At 32.5% G+C, this 16,487-nt stretch carries 14 protein-coding genes; 5 read left to right on the forward strand and 9 right to left on the reverse strand.

Features of this window, described 5'->3' with window-relative positions:
• Window positions 1–275: 275 nt before the first annotated feature.
• Entirely contained in the window at window positions 276–698 is a 423-nt protein-coding gene (locus DUZ96_RS08170; RefSeq protein ID WP_114301452.1) for a thiol-disulfide oxidoreductase DCC family protein, read from the reverse strand.
• A gap of 58 nt (window positions 699–756) precedes the next feature.
• Entirely contained in the window at window positions 757–2,925 is a 2,169-nt protein-coding gene (locus DUZ96_RS08175; RefSeq protein ID WP_114301453.1) for an endonuclease MutS2, read from the reverse strand.
• Between the two features lie 100 nt (window positions 2,926–3,025).
• Here DUZ96_RS08175 and DUZ96_RS08180 point away from each other — a divergent pair, with 100 nt between their 5' ends.
• A complete protein-coding gene (locus tag DUZ96_RS08180) occupies window positions 3,026–3,700 on the forward strand; it encodes a uracil-DNA glycosylase (protein ID WP_114301454.1) in 675 nt (224 codons plus the stop codon).
• A gap of 335 nt (window positions 3,701–4,035) precedes the next feature.
• Here DUZ96_RS08180 and DUZ96_RS08185 read toward each other — a convergent pair whose 3' ends face one another.
• Genes DUZ96_RS08185 through DUZ96_RS08205 form a run of 5 tightly spaced genes read right to left on the reverse strand, consistent with a single transcriptional unit; the run spans window position 4,036 to window position 7,982 of the window.
• The gene (locus DUZ96_RS08185) at window positions 4,036–4,890 is read right to left on the reverse strand and encodes a substrate-binding domain-containing protein (RefSeq protein WP_114301455.1); all 855 of its coding nucleotides are present in this window, start codon (window positions 4,888–4,890) and stop codon (window positions 4,036–4,038) included.
• Window position 4,891: 1 nt separating this feature from the next.
• Window positions 4,892–5,764 (reverse strand): nucleoside phosphorylase, encoded by an 873-nt coding sequence (locus DUZ96_RS08190; protein ID WP_114301456.1) that lies wholly within the window; start codon window positions 5,762–5,764, stop codon window positions 4,892–4,894.
• A complete protein-coding gene (locus DUZ96_RS08195; RefSeq protein WP_114301457.1) occupies window positions 5,754–6,695 on the reverse strand; it encodes a DUF1835 domain-containing protein in 942 nt (313 codons plus the stop codon). Before DUZ96_RS08195 ends, DUZ96_RS08190 begins: the two co-directional genes overlap by 11 nt.
• A gap of 5 nt (window positions 6,696–6,700) precedes the next feature.
• Window positions 6,701–7,030: a translation initiation factor gene (locus DUZ96_RS08200; protein ID WP_114301458.1), complete on the reverse strand. Its 330-nt coding sequence runs from the start codon at window positions 7,028–7,030 to the stop codon at window positions 6,701–6,703.
• Between the two features lies 1 nt (window position 7,031).
• The gene (locus tag DUZ96_RS08205; protein ID WP_114301459.1) at window positions 7,032–7,982 is read right to left on the reverse strand and encodes an isopenicillin N synthase family oxygenase; all 951 of its coding nucleotides are present in this window, start codon (window positions 7,980–7,982) and stop codon (window positions 7,032–7,034) included.
• Window positions 7,983–8,127: 145 nt separating this feature from the next.
• Here DUZ96_RS08205 and DUZ96_RS08210 point away from each other — a divergent pair, with 145 nt between their 5' ends.
• Complete coding sequence (locus tag DUZ96_RS08210; RefSeq protein WP_114301460.1) at window positions 8,128–10,128, forward strand: thiamine pyrophosphate-dependent enzyme; 2,001 nt, start codon at window positions 8,128–8,130, stop codon at window positions 10,126–10,128.
• A 110-nt stretch (window positions 10,129–10,238) separates the two neighbouring features.
• The gene (locus DUZ96_RS08215) at window positions 10,239–12,554 is read left to right on the forward strand and encodes a T9SS type A sorting domain-containing protein (protein ID WP_114301461.1); all 2,316 of its coding nucleotides are present in this window, start codon (window positions 10,239–10,241) and stop codon (window positions 12,552–12,554) included.
• 679 nt (window positions 12,555–13,233) lie between these two features.
• On the opposite strand, the gene DUZ96_RS13115 is transcribed toward DUZ96_RS08215, so the two are convergent.
• On the reverse strand, window positions 13,234–13,494 hold the full coding sequence (locus DUZ96_RS13115; protein ID WP_258774349.1) for a biopolymer transporter ExbD: 261 nt from the start codon (window positions 13,492–13,494) through the stop codon (window positions 13,234–13,236).
• Window positions 13,495–13,627: 133 nt separating this feature from the next.
• Here DUZ96_RS13115 and DUZ96_RS08225 point away from each other — a divergent pair, with 133 nt between their 5' ends.
• Together DUZ96_RS08225 and DUZ96_RS08230 are read left to right on the forward strand one after the other, a co-directional pair.
• Window positions 13,628–15,136, forward strand: coding sequence for a DEAD/DEAH box helicase (locus tag DUZ96_RS08225; protein ID WP_114301462.1), 1,509 nt, complete (start codon window positions 13,628–13,630; stop codon window positions 15,134–15,136).
• 96 nt (window positions 15,137–15,232) lie between these two features.
• Window positions 15,233–15,964: a hypothetical protein gene (locus tag DUZ96_RS08230; RefSeq protein WP_147267071.1), complete on the forward strand. Its 732-nt coding sequence runs from the start codon at window positions 15,233–15,235 to the stop codon at window positions 15,962–15,964.
• On the opposite strand, the gene DUZ96_RS08235 is transcribed toward DUZ96_RS08230, so the two are convergent.
• The gene (locus DUZ96_RS08235) at window positions 15,954–16,460 is read right to left on the reverse strand and encodes a pseudouridine synthase (RefSeq protein WP_409010767.1); all 507 of its coding nucleotides are present in this window, start codon (window positions 16,458–16,460) and stop codon (window positions 15,954–15,956) included. The two genes, DUZ96_RS08230 and DUZ96_RS08235, sit on opposite strands and share 11 nt — an antisense overlap.
• Between the last annotated feature and the right edge of the window lie 27 nt (window positions 16,461–16,487).

Consider the following 16,487-nt stretch of genomic DNA (forward strand, 5'->3'; position numbering starts at 1 on the left):
ACTGAGTATGGAATTAGTGAAACAGAAATGACAATGTGTAACTCATAGAAGTTTTTAACCATTATAATTTTTTAATCAAAAGATTTGACAATACATCGATTTTTTTTAATCATTGAAACTAGATACTCTATTTTTGATGTAACAAAACTAATGTGCTATTAATTTTTTGTTATTTCCCTCATTCAACAAAATTTAAAATTTGTTTAAACGAAATAGTTTTAAGTAAGTTGTTAATTAGAAAAGCCTTTTAGAATGGAAGCTAAAAAGGCTTTTTTTTATTTTATAAATTTGGCCTGCAATTCTGGATTAGGTATAATGCAAGCGTCTTTTTTTCCAAACCATTTATATCTGTTTTTTGCAATAAAATTGTATACCCAATTTCTAACAACGGTCGGAATAATATAGAATATAGATAGTAATTTAGTAGGGTAGTTCAACTGATTTGCTATGCGAAGTGCCGCATTAGATTTGTAATATATTTTATCCGTTATAGGATCATATAATAATATTGAATCTATTTTCTTAGTATTTATTTTAAAATAGTTTATGATTTTGTTACCAATTTCGCCCTGTAGTGGAGCAAATAAAAATTTTTCCTTTTTATCACGTTTTATAATATACAAAACACTGTTGTTGCATAGGTTGCAAACACCATCAAAAAGAATAAGTTGTTTAGATTTTGGAACTTCCTTAATCACGATGTAAAGGTAATACAATAATAAACAATGCCAATATAGGTTACCACTAACTTAGTAATTATTTCTTATTGGCCTCAACCAGTTCTAGTAAATCAAGACTCACGTTTGTAGTGAATAAACCATAGTTTACTGTGGCTTTATTTTTTTCTATTGTATCGATTGAACCAACGGCTCTACCATCATGCATGCGGACGCGATCTCCTACTTTTAATATCGGTTTTGGATTTTGAAACACAACTTCTTTCTTTTTTGCAGTTTTTTTCTTTTTACGGATTATATTAACCTTTTTCTCCGCCTCTTGTTTTATCTGATTTTCCTCAGCTTTTTCAGCGCGTTTCTGTTTAGCAGACATTTTTTTACGTTTAGAATTTTCAATCTGTACTACCCGGAATAATTCTGCCATTAATTCGCGCTTCTTCTTATTGTTCTGAAACTTTTCGGCAAGGCCATTCACTTTCTGTCCTAAGTAAATTAAGCGTTGATTACTATCATAAAGCTCTTGAAAACTTTCTAGTTTCTTTTGAATTTTGGCATTTGTGAGTTCTAGTTTTTCGGCCTCAGAAAGTTTCTTCTTTTCATACGCCTTCAAAGACTGTTCTGTCTTTTCTAATCGGCTTCTTTGTTTTTGTAGCTTCGCAATTGTTGCATCAAATCTTACCTTACCACGCTCAATCTTCTTTTTCGATTTATTTATAAGGCTATATGGAATACCATTCTTTTGAGCAACCTCAAATGTAAATGAACTACCTGCTTGACCTGTTACCAATTTGTACATGGGTTCTAAACTCTTTTCATTAAAAAGCATATTGGCATTTTGCATATGAGGTAATTCGTTTGCCAGTAATTTTAGGTTAGAGTAGTGGGTGGTGATTATACCAAAGGACTTTCGTTCATAAAATACCTCTAAAAAAGTTTCAGCAAGTGCACCACCTAATTCTGGATCACTACCAGTACCAAATTCGTCAATTAAGAAAAGAGTTTTAGAATTGCACTTCTTTAAAAAGTAATTCATTTGTTTTAAGCGATAACTATAAGTGCTTAGATGGTTTTCAATGGATTGATTATCTCCAATATCACTTATAATTCTGTCAAATAAATAAGCCTTACTACGTTCATGAACAGGAATTAAAATACCACTCTGAAGCATAACTTGTAAGAGGCCAACGGTTTTTAGGGTTATACTTTTACCACCAGCATTAGGTCCTGAAATAACTATAATTCTCTTTTCGTTACTTAAACTTATAGATTGAGGGAATGTTTTTTCACCCTTTTCTTTGTTTGTTATAAAAAGCAGTGGGTGATAGGCATTAATAAGATTCAATTCACGAGCATCCGTAATTTCTGGTAAAATGGCATTAATCGATTTTGCGTATTTAGCCTTTGCAGAAATAACATCTATTTTAGTTAAAAAAGATTGGTAATCATTCAACAGTGGAAGAAACAAACGAATATAATTTGTCAATTCTTTCAGTATTTTAATAACCTCTTCCTTTTCTTCGTATTCTAAATTATTTAGTTCTCTTGTATGTTGTAGTGTAGTTTCAGGCTCTATATAGACAATACTACCAGTTTTACTACCACCCATTATTGCACCCTTAACTTTCCTTCTATACATGGCCTTAACTGCGAGAACCCGTCTATTATCAACTACAGATTCTCTTATGTCATCTAAATATTCTAGGCCGTGATATCTGTTAAGTGCAGATGAAAAACTGCTATTTATTTTACCCTTTAACTTATTTATTTCTTTTCTTAATTCTAATAATTGAGCAGATGCATTGTCTTTAATATCACCAAATCGATCCACAACTGCATCAACCTGTTCAATAATGCTTGTAATTAATTCAATATGTTGGCTATATTGATATAATTGTGAATAGTATTCTTTGAATTTATCTAAAAATTTCACAATACTGTTTGCTGTTAAAGAAATACTTACCAGTTTTTGTAAACTAGGAACTTCTAAATATGTGTTTTCAATTTTTAATAACTGAATCTCCTTTGTTATCGGCTCAAAACCATGGTTAGGTATTCTATTGTCATTATCAAACGAAGATAAATACTCATTGACATAGTCTAACTCACGCTTAAGTTTAGTTTCAACTTCAAAGGGAAAAATAGATGAAACAGCCTCTTTTCCTAAAGAGGTGATAGCGTATTCATTTATTTGTTCTAAAACCGTAAAAAACTCAAGGTCTTTTAAGGTTTTTTCATGAATTTTTATCATGTCTGTTTCAGAATTAAAAACGCAAATTTACGGTAATTACTCTAATAAGAATAATATGCAAGGTTGCTATGATATGCTTATTTTTGAAAAAACTACTTAAATGAATGTTTCAATAGGTCCTAGTTGGAAACAATATTTGCAAGCAGAGTTTGATAAATCTTATTTTAAGAGTTTAGCAGAATTTGTTAAAGCTGAGTATAAAAATTATACTTGCTTCCCTAAGGGATCACAAATATTCAATGCTTTTAATCATTGTTCATTCGAGGCTGTAAAAGTTGTAATTATTGGGCAAGACCCATATCATGGAATAGGTCAAGCAAATGGCTTGTGCTTTTCAGTAAATGACGGTATACAACATCCACCTTCATTAAAAAATATACTTAAAGAATTAGAAGACGATTTAAACATTAATTATCCTGTAAGTGGAAACCTTGAAAAATGGGCTGATCAGGGTGTTCTTTTATTAAATGCAACATTAACTGTTAGAGCAAATCAAGCTGGGAGCCATCAAAAGAAGGGTTGGGAGACTTTTACAGATAAGGTAATTGAAATCATTAGCGATAATAAAGAAAATGTAGTCTTTATGCTTTGGGGCGGATATGCTAACAAGAAAAAGAAATTAATCAATACCAATAACCACTTTGTTTTGGAAACTGGTCATCCGTCTCCACTAAGCGCAAATAGGGGGTATTGGTTTGGTAATAAGCAATTTAGTACAACTAACTCCCTGTTGCTGCAAGCTGGGCTGTCTGCAATTGAGTGGTCACTAAAGTAGGTTTCTCGTTTCTTATTATTTGTGGCTTTTTGTTATTTACTTTTTTTGTTGATTTATTACAACTAAATATTAAAAGCAAAAAATTCACCGCCACCAGAAAACTTAAAATCAGAGTAATTGTTAATAGCATATTAGTCTGTTTTTTTTTGTTAATAGCACATAGTTGGCTTGGTAAATATAATTAAAAAATGGATAATCTGTACTTTAGCCTGTTATATTGTAAGAAAAATCTAAATATATTATTAAAAAATAATGTATTTAGTCGTAAAAAACAAACGTTTTATCGACAAATATTAAACTTATCGTAAAATTAAAGGGTCTTTTATAGAAGATTGCTAAATATTAGTAGTTAATTCTGAATATTTCACTTTTTTTGGAATTATGTTCAAATTTAGGAGTTCATCTTGAACATTTTCTATGGTTTTTTCATCAATAACCTCTTGAGACCATTCTGTAAGAGATAACCATTCTTGTACATCTTCCAGTTTTTGATCGTACCTATTTGCAATGGTTTTATCGATACTTGGTATAGATTTAAAATCAGTAGTTGAAATATTAATGATGTTCAAAATTCTTCTCAGGGCTTCTTCTTGATTTTCGATAAATTCATTGCGCACTGCAATAACAAAACATGGCCAAGGGGAAGGGCAATTGCCTATGCGTCTAAATGTTCCATTATCAACTAAAGGTTTTGTGGTAAATTTTTCCCACATAAAATAATCTGCTTCTTCATCGGTTAAACCCTTAACCGCACCATCAAGATTTTTAATGACTTCAAACTTTAAATCTTTGTTCAAGTCCCATTTATTATTCTTGGCATTTATATAGGCCATAAGATGTGAACCCGAACCATATCGGCTTATTGCAGCTCGAGAGCCCTTAATATCCTCCAAGGATTCAAACTTTGATTTATTCGCCACATGAATTCCCCAGATCAATGGAGTTTTTACGAAAGTTTGAACAATTTTAGAAGGGTTGCCTGCAATTATATCTTTTATGATACCCTCAGTAAGGATAACAGCTATGTCAATTTCGCCAGAACGTAAAGCTTTGCACATTGCGCCAGTACCACTATAATAATCATGCCATCTTAAATTAATTCCCGCATTCTTGTATTCACCATTCTTTAAAGTTAAGTACCATGCAAGATTGAAATGTTCAGGAACACCTCCTATATTGACTTTTTTCATATTAGATATTAACGATGCGTTCTAAGGCATATAAGATTAATTTCTCAACTGTTTTTTTAGGATTTTTACTAAAATCACCATTAGATCTATTTGCTATAATAGCATTAAGCGATAAGGCTTCATGTCCTAAAAGTTTGGAAAGTCCATAAATAACTGAGGTTTCCATTTCAAAATTGGTGATTCTAAATTCTTTATAACTGAAGTTATCTAGTTTTGAATTGAGTTGGTCGTCATATAAGGGTAGTCTAAGCACTCTTCCTTGAGGGCCATAAAAACCGCCAGCAGTTCCGGTCATACCCATAAAAACTTTTTCACTTTTGAAGTGTTTTTCTAAGTACTTGCTATTATTAATAATAATTGGTCTTGCTTTATTCTTATCCCATTTTGTATGTTTTATAAAGGCATCCTCAATTTCCGGATTGCTAATACCATTAATTTGGTAAAAATGAAGCATACCGTTTATATCTAAACCATGGGTGCTCATTATAAAGGAATCAACAGGAATATCTGCCTGCAATGATCCTGAGGTGCCAATTCTTACAATATTTAGACTGGTTAATTCTGTTTTTGGTTTGCGTGTTTTTAAATCTATATTAACTAATGCATCAAGCTCATTAAGTACTATATCAATATTATCTGGACCAATACCTGTAGAAATTACAGAAATCCTTCTGTCTTTATAATACCCAGTCTGTGTTTTAAATTCACGTTTTTGAGTACTAAACTCAATGCTGTCAAAATGTTTTGTGATTTTCTCAACTCTATCTTGATCACCAACAAAAATGATAGTGTCTGAAATATCATCTGGTTTCAAATTTAGATGGTAAACACTGCCATCTGGGTTTAATATTAATTCGGAATTTTTAATTGACATGCAATACCGTTTTTACAAGTTTATTTTGATCTACACTAAATTGGTATTCTAACCTTTTAACACCTCCATAACTCATATCGTTATTGACTTCCACTGCATAATTATACCTTCTCAATAACGCCTCATGTCCTTTTCTGTTTAGATTTATACCTTCCTCAGAAACCTCAAAAAATATGGATAGTTTATCGATTAATCTCTTCATCTGTAAATCACCATATCCATAAAAACCTTGATAATTTAAACAATAACCCATTAAATGATGTTCTGAGTTAATCTGGTTGTCTCTAATTAACCTAAGGATATTATCTTCTAAAACACTTAAACCACTCTTTTGGTGAGGATATCGCTTCAAATGAGCTTTTAGGCAATTACTCATGTATCTGAAGTTAGAATTTGTTACTATATACGGTTTTAAAATATTGTGATCTTTACCACAGTATGTTCGCCATAAGGCAATTGCTAAATCTTTGTCATCTTGACTTAATAATACCTTGTCTTTATAGTGCCGTTCTATTTGATCAGGATTAAGTTCTCCTAATCCTTTTAGGCTTTTTTCTCCTTCGACTCGTCCGCTACAAATTAAATATAGTGGTTTTTCTATTTCTTTTTGATGCAAAAGATTAAGGACGCCAATTAAATTAATGTGACAAAACAAATCATATTCAAACCAGAGATTTATCTCATCGTACTTTTCAACATCATCTAGTTTTGATAACTCTTCCTTAAGTTCATTTGTGTCAACTTCAATATCATAATAAGACTTTAAAAAATCAGCTCTAATTTCGAAAAACTCTTCTGAGTCAATTTTTGGTATAGTTGGCCCTTCGCAAAGCATTTCTTGCCAGGTTAGTATATCATTTTTAAAGCCTAGTTCTCTCAAATAATCAGTTAGAATATTACCATTAGTAATATGCAAACAAGTTTTACCCATAATAATTAACCTCCAACTCGTTTAACGTTAAATCCTTTTTCTTTTAACATGGACATAATTTTATCTCTATAATCACCTTGAATAATGATTTTGTTATCCTTAAAACTACCTCCAACACTTAATTTAGATTTAAGCTCTTTTGCTAGTTTCTTGAAATCATTAGTTGTACCAGTATAACCTTCAAGAATTGTTATTGGTTTACCTTTTCTTTTTTCGTATTTGCAAATTATAGGATCATCTTGCATCCAAACACCACTTTCTTTTTCGTTCAGGTTTTCATTAGGAACTTCAACGTGATCAGGAAATAAATTTTTTAATTGATCTTTTAAATCCATTCTATTTCTTTATCAAGCCAAGTTCAACAAGTCTTTCATTTAAAAACTCACCTGCAGTAATATCATCGAATTTTTTATGATTCTTTTCGTCAACACAACTATCCAATACATCTAATTTCATTTCACTAATTGGGTGCATAAAAAAAGGTATTGAATATCTAGAAGTTCCCCAAAGTTCACGTGGTGGATTTACAACTCTATGAATAGTAGATTTTAACCTATTGTTTGTATGTCGTGAGAGCATGTCGCCAACATTAATCATTAATTCATCTGGTTCTGCAATAGCATCAATCCACTCACCATCATGTCTTTGTACTTGAAGGCCTCGACCTTGTGCTCCCATTAATAAAGTAATTAGATTTATATCACCATGAGCGGCTGCTCGCACGGCATTCTCAGGTTCTTCAATAATTGGTGGATAATGAATAGGTCTTAATATAGAATTACCGTTATGTATGTACTCGTCAAAATAGGTTTCTTCCAAATTTAAATGCAATGCTAAAGCGCGCAATACATACTTTGCAGTTTTCTCAAGCATTTCATAAGCTTCTTTCCCCACTTTATTAAATTCTGGAACTTCTTTAACTTCTACATTATCCGGATATTCCTTTTTCCTTTCTTCATCATCCTCAACATATTGTCCAAAATGCCAGAATTCTTTTAAGTCACCTTCTTTCTTTCCCTTGGCACTTTCTTTACCAAAAGAGACATAGCCTCTTTGGCCACCAATTCCAGGAATTTCATATCTTTTTTTTGTTTCAACCGGTAAACTAAAGAACGTTTTTACTTCATTGTAAAGTCTATCTACCAAATTGTCGTCCAAAAAATGGCCTTTTAGAGCAACAAAACCAATTTCTTCGTACGCCTTTCCTATTTCATTTATAAACTTTTGCTTTCGCTCAGGATCATTAGAAATGAAGTCCATTAAATCTACGCTAGGTATTCTATCCATTAGATTGTGTTTTATTTTTATTCAATATACAAATCTAACGAAAATACTACTAAATTATTAGGTCCGATTTATTTACAATTTAAAGGTGTTTATATAAATGTTGCATCAAATTTATTTACATTTGAGATAATCTTTAAAATGCATTATGCCCACCATAACTAAGAGCAATATTAATTACGATAAAAGGGATTTAAATGATAAAGTTTTACTGAGACTTTATTACAATATGCTGAGGCCACGGTTAATTGAAGAAAAGATGTTAATTCTTCTTAGGCAAGGCAAAATTTCTAAATGGTTCTCTGGCATTGGACAAGAAGCTATTTCTGTTGGAGTAACAATGGCCCTAAAACCGAGTGAGTATATACTTCCGATGCACAGGAATTTAGGGGTTTTTACAACACGTGAAATCCCATTACATCGTTTGTTTTGTCAGTGGCAAGGTAAAGCGAGTGGTTTTACCAAAGGCCGCGATAGATCTTTTCATTTTGGAACACAAGATTACAATATTGTGGGAATGATTTCTCATTTAGGTCCACAATTAGGAGTTGCTGATGGTATAGCATTAGCTAACCTTCTTAAAAAAAACGGACAAGTTACAGCGGTTTTTACAGGTGAAGGCGGTACAAGTGAGGGAGATTTTCATGAGGCTTTAAATGTTGCTGCTGTTTGGCAATTACCTGTAATTTTTTGTATTGAAAACAATGGTTATGGATTATCAACACCAATAAATGAGCAATACCGTTGCAAACATATAGCAGATAGAGGTAAAGGTTATGGCATGGAGTCTTTTATATTAGATGGTAATAATATAATTGAGACTTATACTAAGGTTAAGAAATTAGCTGAAAGTATAAGAAAGCGTCCAAGACCTCTCCTTATTGAATTTAAAACATTTAGAAGAAGAGGTCATGAAGAGGCGAGTGGTACAAAGTATGTGCCGAATGAATTAATGAAAGAATGGGAAGCTAAAGATCCTATTGAAAATTTCCGAAGTTACTTGTTTAGTAAGAAGATTTTAAATCAAGAAATCGAAGAGCAGTATAGCTCTGAAATAAAAGCTGATATAGATAGATCATTGGAGTCAGCTTATGCTGAAGAAGCTATCACTCCAAATAGAAGTGATGAATTAATTGATGTTTATAAATCATTTGAATATCAAGATATTACACCTAACAAAAAAGTAAATGAGTTAAGATTGATTGATGCTATTTCAGAAGGATTAAAACAATCAATGGAAAAGCACAAAGATCTTGTTATTATGGGACAGGATATTGCTGAATATGGTGGTGTTTTTAAAATTACAGAAGGCTTTGTTGAACAATTTGGAAAAGAACGAGTTAGAAATACACCTATTTGTGAATCTGCTATAGTTGAAGCTGGTATGGGATTGTCTATTGCAGGCATGAAAGCAGTTGTAGAAATGCAGTTTTCAGACTTTGTAACTTCAGGGTTTAATCCAATTGTAAATTATTTGGCAAAATCACATTATAGATGGGAACAAAGTGCTGATGTTGTTGTACGTATGCCATGCGGTGCTGGTGTAGGAGCAGGTCCTTTTCATTCTCAGACAAATGAAGCCTGGTTTACAAAAACACCTGGACTCAAAGTAGTATACCCAGCATTTCCTTATGATGCTAAAGGATTGATGGCAACTGCAATTAATGATCCAAATCCGGTAATGTTCTTTGAGCATAAGGCATTATATAGAAGCATACGTCAAAACGTGCCAACTGATTACTATACATTACCATTTGGTAAGGTCTCTAAGGTTAGAGATGGTGATGATATAAGTATAATTACATATGGAGCTGGTGTGCATTGGGCTATTGAATCACTTGACGCTAATTCTGATATATCTGCTGATCTCATTGATTTAAGAACTCTCCAGCCGCTAGACATAGAATCAATAATACATTCAGTTAAAAAGACAGGTAAAGTACTCATTCTTCAAGAAGATTCTTTATTTGGTGGTATTGCGAGCGATATTTCGGCATTAATTATGGAGGAATGCTTTGAGTTTTTAGATGCTCCAATTAAACGCTTGGCAAGTATGGAAACACCTATTCCGTTTGCTCAACAATTAGAAGATCAATATTTAGCTAAATCTAAGCTTAATGATGTTTTAATGGAGTTGGTCGCTTATTAGTTTATCGGAATTTTTAGTGCTTTGTATAGTCACAATCTACAAAAGCTAAAAATATCTTAATGCTTTCCAATTAAATTGGTAAATTGGGGACACTAAAAAAATTATCTAAAATGAAAAACAAACTACTATTGTTGGTGCTTTGCGTTTCAGCATTTTCATTCGGTCAAATCATTCCGGAAGATGTTAAGCCACCAAGCTGGAAACAGCCCAATGAATTTACTTCAAGTTCAAAACCATTTAAACTTCAATCATTTGACTTGAAGAGTATTCAAGATGAAGATTTAATTAATGATAAGGACAAGTCAAAACCATGGCGCTTTGGTCATGAACTCTATGTGGATCATAATTTCAATGAAGTAGGTAAATGGACAACTTTACCTAATGGAGATAAGGTATGGAGAATGTCTTATACATCTGAAGGAGCATTATCATTAAACTTTTTCTTTGATGTCTTTCGGATTCCTGAAGGTGCCAAATTGTATGTCTACAACAATGAAAAAACTGATATTATCAGACCTTTTACATATCACAATAACAACCCTGAAGAAGTGTTAGGTACTTGGTTGGTAGAAGGAGATAGAGCTTGGATTGAGTATCATCAACCTGCAAACATTAAAGGTCAAGCAAAATTAACAGTAGGCTCTGTAATCCATGGATACAGAACGGCAGAAACGTACCAAAAGGCACTTAACGATTCTGGTGCATGTAACCATGATGTTGATTGTGATATTACACCTCCAGGCACTGACTCTTATAATATCGATACTGTAAAAGAGAGCGTTAAAAAGGCGTCAGGTATGCTTGTAACCGGAAACACAGGCTTTTGTTCCGGTACATTGGTGAATAACACGAGTAATGACGGTACACCATATTTTATGACTGCAAATCACTGTGGTTTTTCAACTAGTTGGGCCTTTCGTTTTAACTGGAGAAGTCCGAACCCTTCTTGTGGCACGTTTACCAATAGCACAAATGGCCCATTTAATCAAACCGTAAGTGGTGCAGTTTTAAGAGCAAATAGTTCACAATCAGATATGGCATTAGTTGAAATAACTGACCCAACATTTTTTAATAATAACCCTGACGTAGTTTGGGCTGGTTGGAATAACTCAACGACACAAACTCCTAATTTGAATTTTGGAATACATCACCCAAGTGGAGATATTCAAAAGGTTTGTAGAGACGATCAAGGAGGTACTAGAACTCAGACCAATTTTAATGGAAATCCTACAACTCAGGTTTGGCGTATTGCTGATTGGGATTTAGGTGTTACAGAACCTGGATCTTCAGGATCAGGATTGTTTAATGAGAATGGAGAGTTGATAGGTGTATTATCCGGAGGTAGCGCTGCTTGTTCTGGCACTAACGACAATGGAGGGTTTGATATCTATGGTCGTTTTGGTGTGGCCTGGGACTTTGGTAGTTCGGCCTCATCAAGATTACGAGATTGGTTAGATCCAGGGAATACAGGAGCAACAGAGGTTGGAATATATCCTCCATTGGAAACCTATGATATTGACGCAAGAGTTTCTGCCGGTAGTGGTAATGAAGCGATTTTGTGTTCTGAAGATTTTTCTCCAGATGTAACACTTATAAATCCAGGAAATTTAAACTTAATATCCGCAGATGTAACATATCATTTAGATTCAGAGCCAGAAACAACAATTAATTGGACTGGTAATTTGGCTACAGATGCAAGTCAAGTAATAGCTAATCCAACCTACCCTGGCTTAGCTCCTGGTGGTCATTCGTTTACTGTTCAAGTAACAAATCCAAATAGTACTGTAGATGAAAATACCTCAAATAACACTTTTGTTTTTGCCTTCGAAGTTTCACCAGAGTACTCAACCAATGACATCATTCTTGATATCACTACGGATAATTATGCAAGTGAGACTACATGGGAGGTGAGAAATAGTTTAGGGGTATTAATTAGTAATGGAGGAGCAGCATATGCCAATGCCACTACTTATCAAGAGACAATTTCAATTCCTGCATTTGATGAATGTTATACATTTACTATTTTAGATTCCTATGGAGATGGTATTTGTTGTGGATTTGGAAGTGGTTCTTATAGTTTAGAGGATGGAGATGGAAATGTAATAATAGCAGGAGGTGATTTTGGAGCTAGCGAATCAGTTTTATTTAAAGCATTGGATCCACTTAGTATTGATGATAACTCACTAGCAGATTATGTTTCAATTTATCCAAACCCAGTTGAGGACGAATTAAATATTCGTACACAAAACATTAGTGAAGTATTGGATTACGAAGTTGTAAATGCTCTAGGTCAAAATGTTCAAGTAGGTAAATTACCTATTAATACGCTAAATAGAATTTCATTATCAGAATTAAGTACCGGTATTTACTTTATTAAACTAAGTACTGCGACCAGTAGTTTTGTTCAAAAAATTATTAAGGAATAATTTAAAGATTTTATAATAAAATAAAAGCCCGTTTATTAAATAAACTGGCTTTTTACTTTGATTGACTTTGATTAGTTTCAATTCTCATAACTTGATAGTTTCTAGGTCATCATCTAAACTGTTAGATGTATTGACGATTTTTGATAAAGCTCTCATAACTATTTGATTTAGTGATTGATGAATTACGTTATTATCTGTAACGTCTTTTGTTGTTCCAAGTATGACTTTTTGTGCCTCTTATTGTACAAGTTAATTGATTATTGTCTAATGTTCTCATGATTTTCGTTTTTAATTGATTACATAATATAGACGACACAAAAATTAATTTGTTACAGTACTTTGCATTACATAGTAGTAATTTAACATACTTTAACTATTTACGCATTATTTTAACTTCTGAAACAATGAAAGGGTAGGCCTTTTAAACTGTAAACAGTTCATTTTTAGACAACTCGTTTGGAGCTTTATAAAAAAACCGTTTAGCATATTTTTCTCTTCAAAGGAAGTATGCTTTGGTTAATTAATCTTGTACAGCTACAAATGCTTCATTAGATGTTGATGCATCATGGCTCAGAGATATGACCGCCTCTTTGGGATGATCTGAAGATTGTTCACTCTTATTTACGTTACAATAACCACATGAATCTGATCCGTTACTATCAACAAACTCAATTATGGATTATTTTAATTTCTCAATAAGGATAATTTCATTCTTTACTATTATTTCATTTTCAGCATTTATATAAATTCTCAATAAATTCCTTTCCGCGATATCTGCTTTGCAAATTGTTCCTGAAGGACATTCTGCTGGTAATTGTTGTAAAATTCCTTTTTCATCAGATATTGTAGTGGTTACTAAAAAGAAAATAAGTAATAAAAAAGCAATGTCTGCCATTGAACCTGCGTTGACCGTGGCAGATTGTCCTCGTGAAGTATTCATAATTTGAATATTTTAAATGTTAATACTATAAAGGCCAAGAACAATACCAATCTTGTTAAAGGTTATTAACAATAGCTACGAGAAACACTTACAATGTGCTATTTTTGCAAAATTAATGACTTAGCAATTTTCAATGTCTACAGGAACGTTAAACGAAAATATTACAGAAAAGCGCCTTTATGATTATCAGATTAAGGACCTCAACCGCATTTTTGATGTAATGGACGAGGAAGATGATAAGTTTAATTTGCTGTATCAATTACCAACCGGAGGAGGGAAGACTGTAATTTTTTCTGAGATAGTAAGACGTTACATTGAAAAGCACAATAAAAAGGTGGTAATCTTAACGCATCGTATTGAGTTGTGTAGACAAACTTCGAATGTTCTTACAGGATTTAAGGTTAAGAATAAAGTCATAAACAGTAAGGTTAAAACCTTACCAGATCAAGACGATTACAAGTGTTTTGTGGCAATGGTTGAAACACTTAATAATAGATTATCTGATAAAGATTTTGAGTTAAATAATGTGGGACTTGTAATCATTGACGAGGCTCATTATAACTCATTTAGAAAGTTATTCAAATTTTTTGAGAACTGCTTTATATTGGGAGTTACTGCAACACCTTTAAGTAGTAATATTAAGTTACCAATGAAAGATAACTATGATAAACTTATAGTTGGTGATGATATTGCTACACTTATTAAGAATGGATTTTTAGCTACAGCAGATTTGTATCATTATGATGTTGGTTTAACCACATTAAAAATAGGTATTAATGGAGATTATACCGTAAAGTCTTCTGAAGCACTTTACACCAATACATTAATGCAATCTAAGTTGCTAATGGCCTATGAAGAATTAGCAAAAGGTAAAAAAACACTGATTTTTAATAATGGTATATATACGTCAAAGGAAGTATATTATACATTTAAGAAGGCTGGTTATAACGTAAAGCATTTAGACAATACCGCGAGTAAACAAGAGCGTAAGGATATTTTAAAGTGGTTCAAAAATACTCCAGATGCTGTGTTGACTTCGGTCAGTATTCTCACAACCGGATTTGATGAACCAACTGTAGAATCAATCATACTTAATAGAGCTACTCGGTCATTAACTTTATATTTTCAGATGATTGGTCGTGGTAGCAGAATTTTTAAAGACAGAAACACTTTTCAAGTTATAGATCTTGGTAACAATATTGCAAGGTTTGGTCCTTGGAGCCAACCTGTTGACTGGCAACACATTTTTAAATATCCAGATTTATATCTCGAGAATATTATTGATGATGAGTTATTAGAACGCGATTTTGTTTACGTTATGCCAGAATCTGTAAAGGAACAATTTAAAAAATCTTCCAGCTTGGAGTTTGATGTTAAAGCCACTTATAAAGATGTGATTAACTCAGGTAAAAAATCTTTTACAGTCATTGAACTATCAATTGCCCAACATTCTCAAATGTGTATTGAAAACAGTGAGGATGTATACGATGCAAGGGCATTAACTAAGTTGTTGCAAGATGATATTGCATACCGTATTAAACAATATAGTTACTGTATTATGAATAGTACAGATAATTATAAAGATTGGCTTTTTGAGGAATATAACAGGAAATTGAGAATAAGTTTTAACGGTAAGTTTTAACGTTTTTTTGTAAGGAATTATATTTTTTAGCGTTTATTTTGAAATAGGTACAGTTTTTGAACCCAAGTTTAAAATAGAATTCTAGTCTAAATAAAAGTGAAAACACTCAAATCTACATTAATTGTTTTTAGCATGTTATGTGCCACAATGGTGTATTCTCAAGTTAAGGACAAGAAAACTAAATCCATAAGAATTCCTGCTGAGAAGTCAGATAAGGAAAAAGACTCCATTCCATTAAGAATTAAGGTAGCACCAAAATTAGAAAAGGAAGACAATAAAAATTCAGGTTCTAAAAACGATACTAAGAACTTTAAAATGAAAGAATCTGAGACGCCATTCTCCATGGTTTATGATGATGGTTTAAAAAGTCCAGGTGAGATTTACGAAAAACGTTGGAAGAAAGAACTTGTAAAAGGTGGTGTGATCAAAACAATGTCAGATCAGTTTCTAGGTGAACACAATGTGGATACAAAGTTTGTTAATATAGTATGCAGAGATCATGAGTTTCCTGATGGTGATAGGGTGCAAATTGTATTAAATGGTTTTATAGTAAAACATAACCTATTACTTACTAACAGTTACAGAAGAGTTGAAGTTAACCTGGCAGAAGGTAAAAATATAGTAGATATCATCGCGCTTAATCAAGGTGATTCTGGCCCAAATACAGCTGAATTTGTAGTTTATGATGATGCAGGAAAAGTAATTTCTTCAAAAGAGTGGAATCTCTTAACTGGTGTGAAAGCTAGGATAATCTTCAATAATCAAAAAACTGTAATAAAACCTAAAGCAGGAGATAAGGAAGACAATGACGAAGCTTCTAATAATTAAATTTAGAAATATCTCCAGGTTTCATGCCTTCTAGTTTATAGTTTCCAATACGTACTCTTACCAAGCGTAGAGTTGGAAATCCAACCTTGGCAGTCATTTTCCTTACCTGTCTATATTTACCTTCTTTTAATATAATTGAAATCCATGAGGTCGGACCATGACGTTCTTCTCTCACAAACCTATCAATAATATGGCTTGTATTAGATAATAATGAAACATCGCAAGCCTGTGTTTTATAGAATTTGCCTTTTACAGTAATATCTACACCATTTCTTAATTCATTAATTGCTATTTCATCAATGATACCATCTACCATTACGTGGTATTCTTTTTCAATTTTAGAACTTGTTATTAATTGGCTAAACTTTCCATCTGTTGTCAGTAACAATAAACCTTCAGATTTTTCGTCTAATCTACCAACAGCCATAGTATCTTTAGAAAATTCATCTAGCTCACCTAAAAGATGCTTACTTTTCCTTTTCTTCTGGTTGTTCACAAATTGACTTAAATACCCATAGGGTTT

Origin of the sequence: Winogradskyella sp. KYW1333, assembly GCF_003335675.1 — a bacterium.
Taxonomy (GTDB): Bacteria; Bacteroidota; Bacteroidia; order Flavobacteriales; family Flavobacteriaceae; genus Winogradskyella.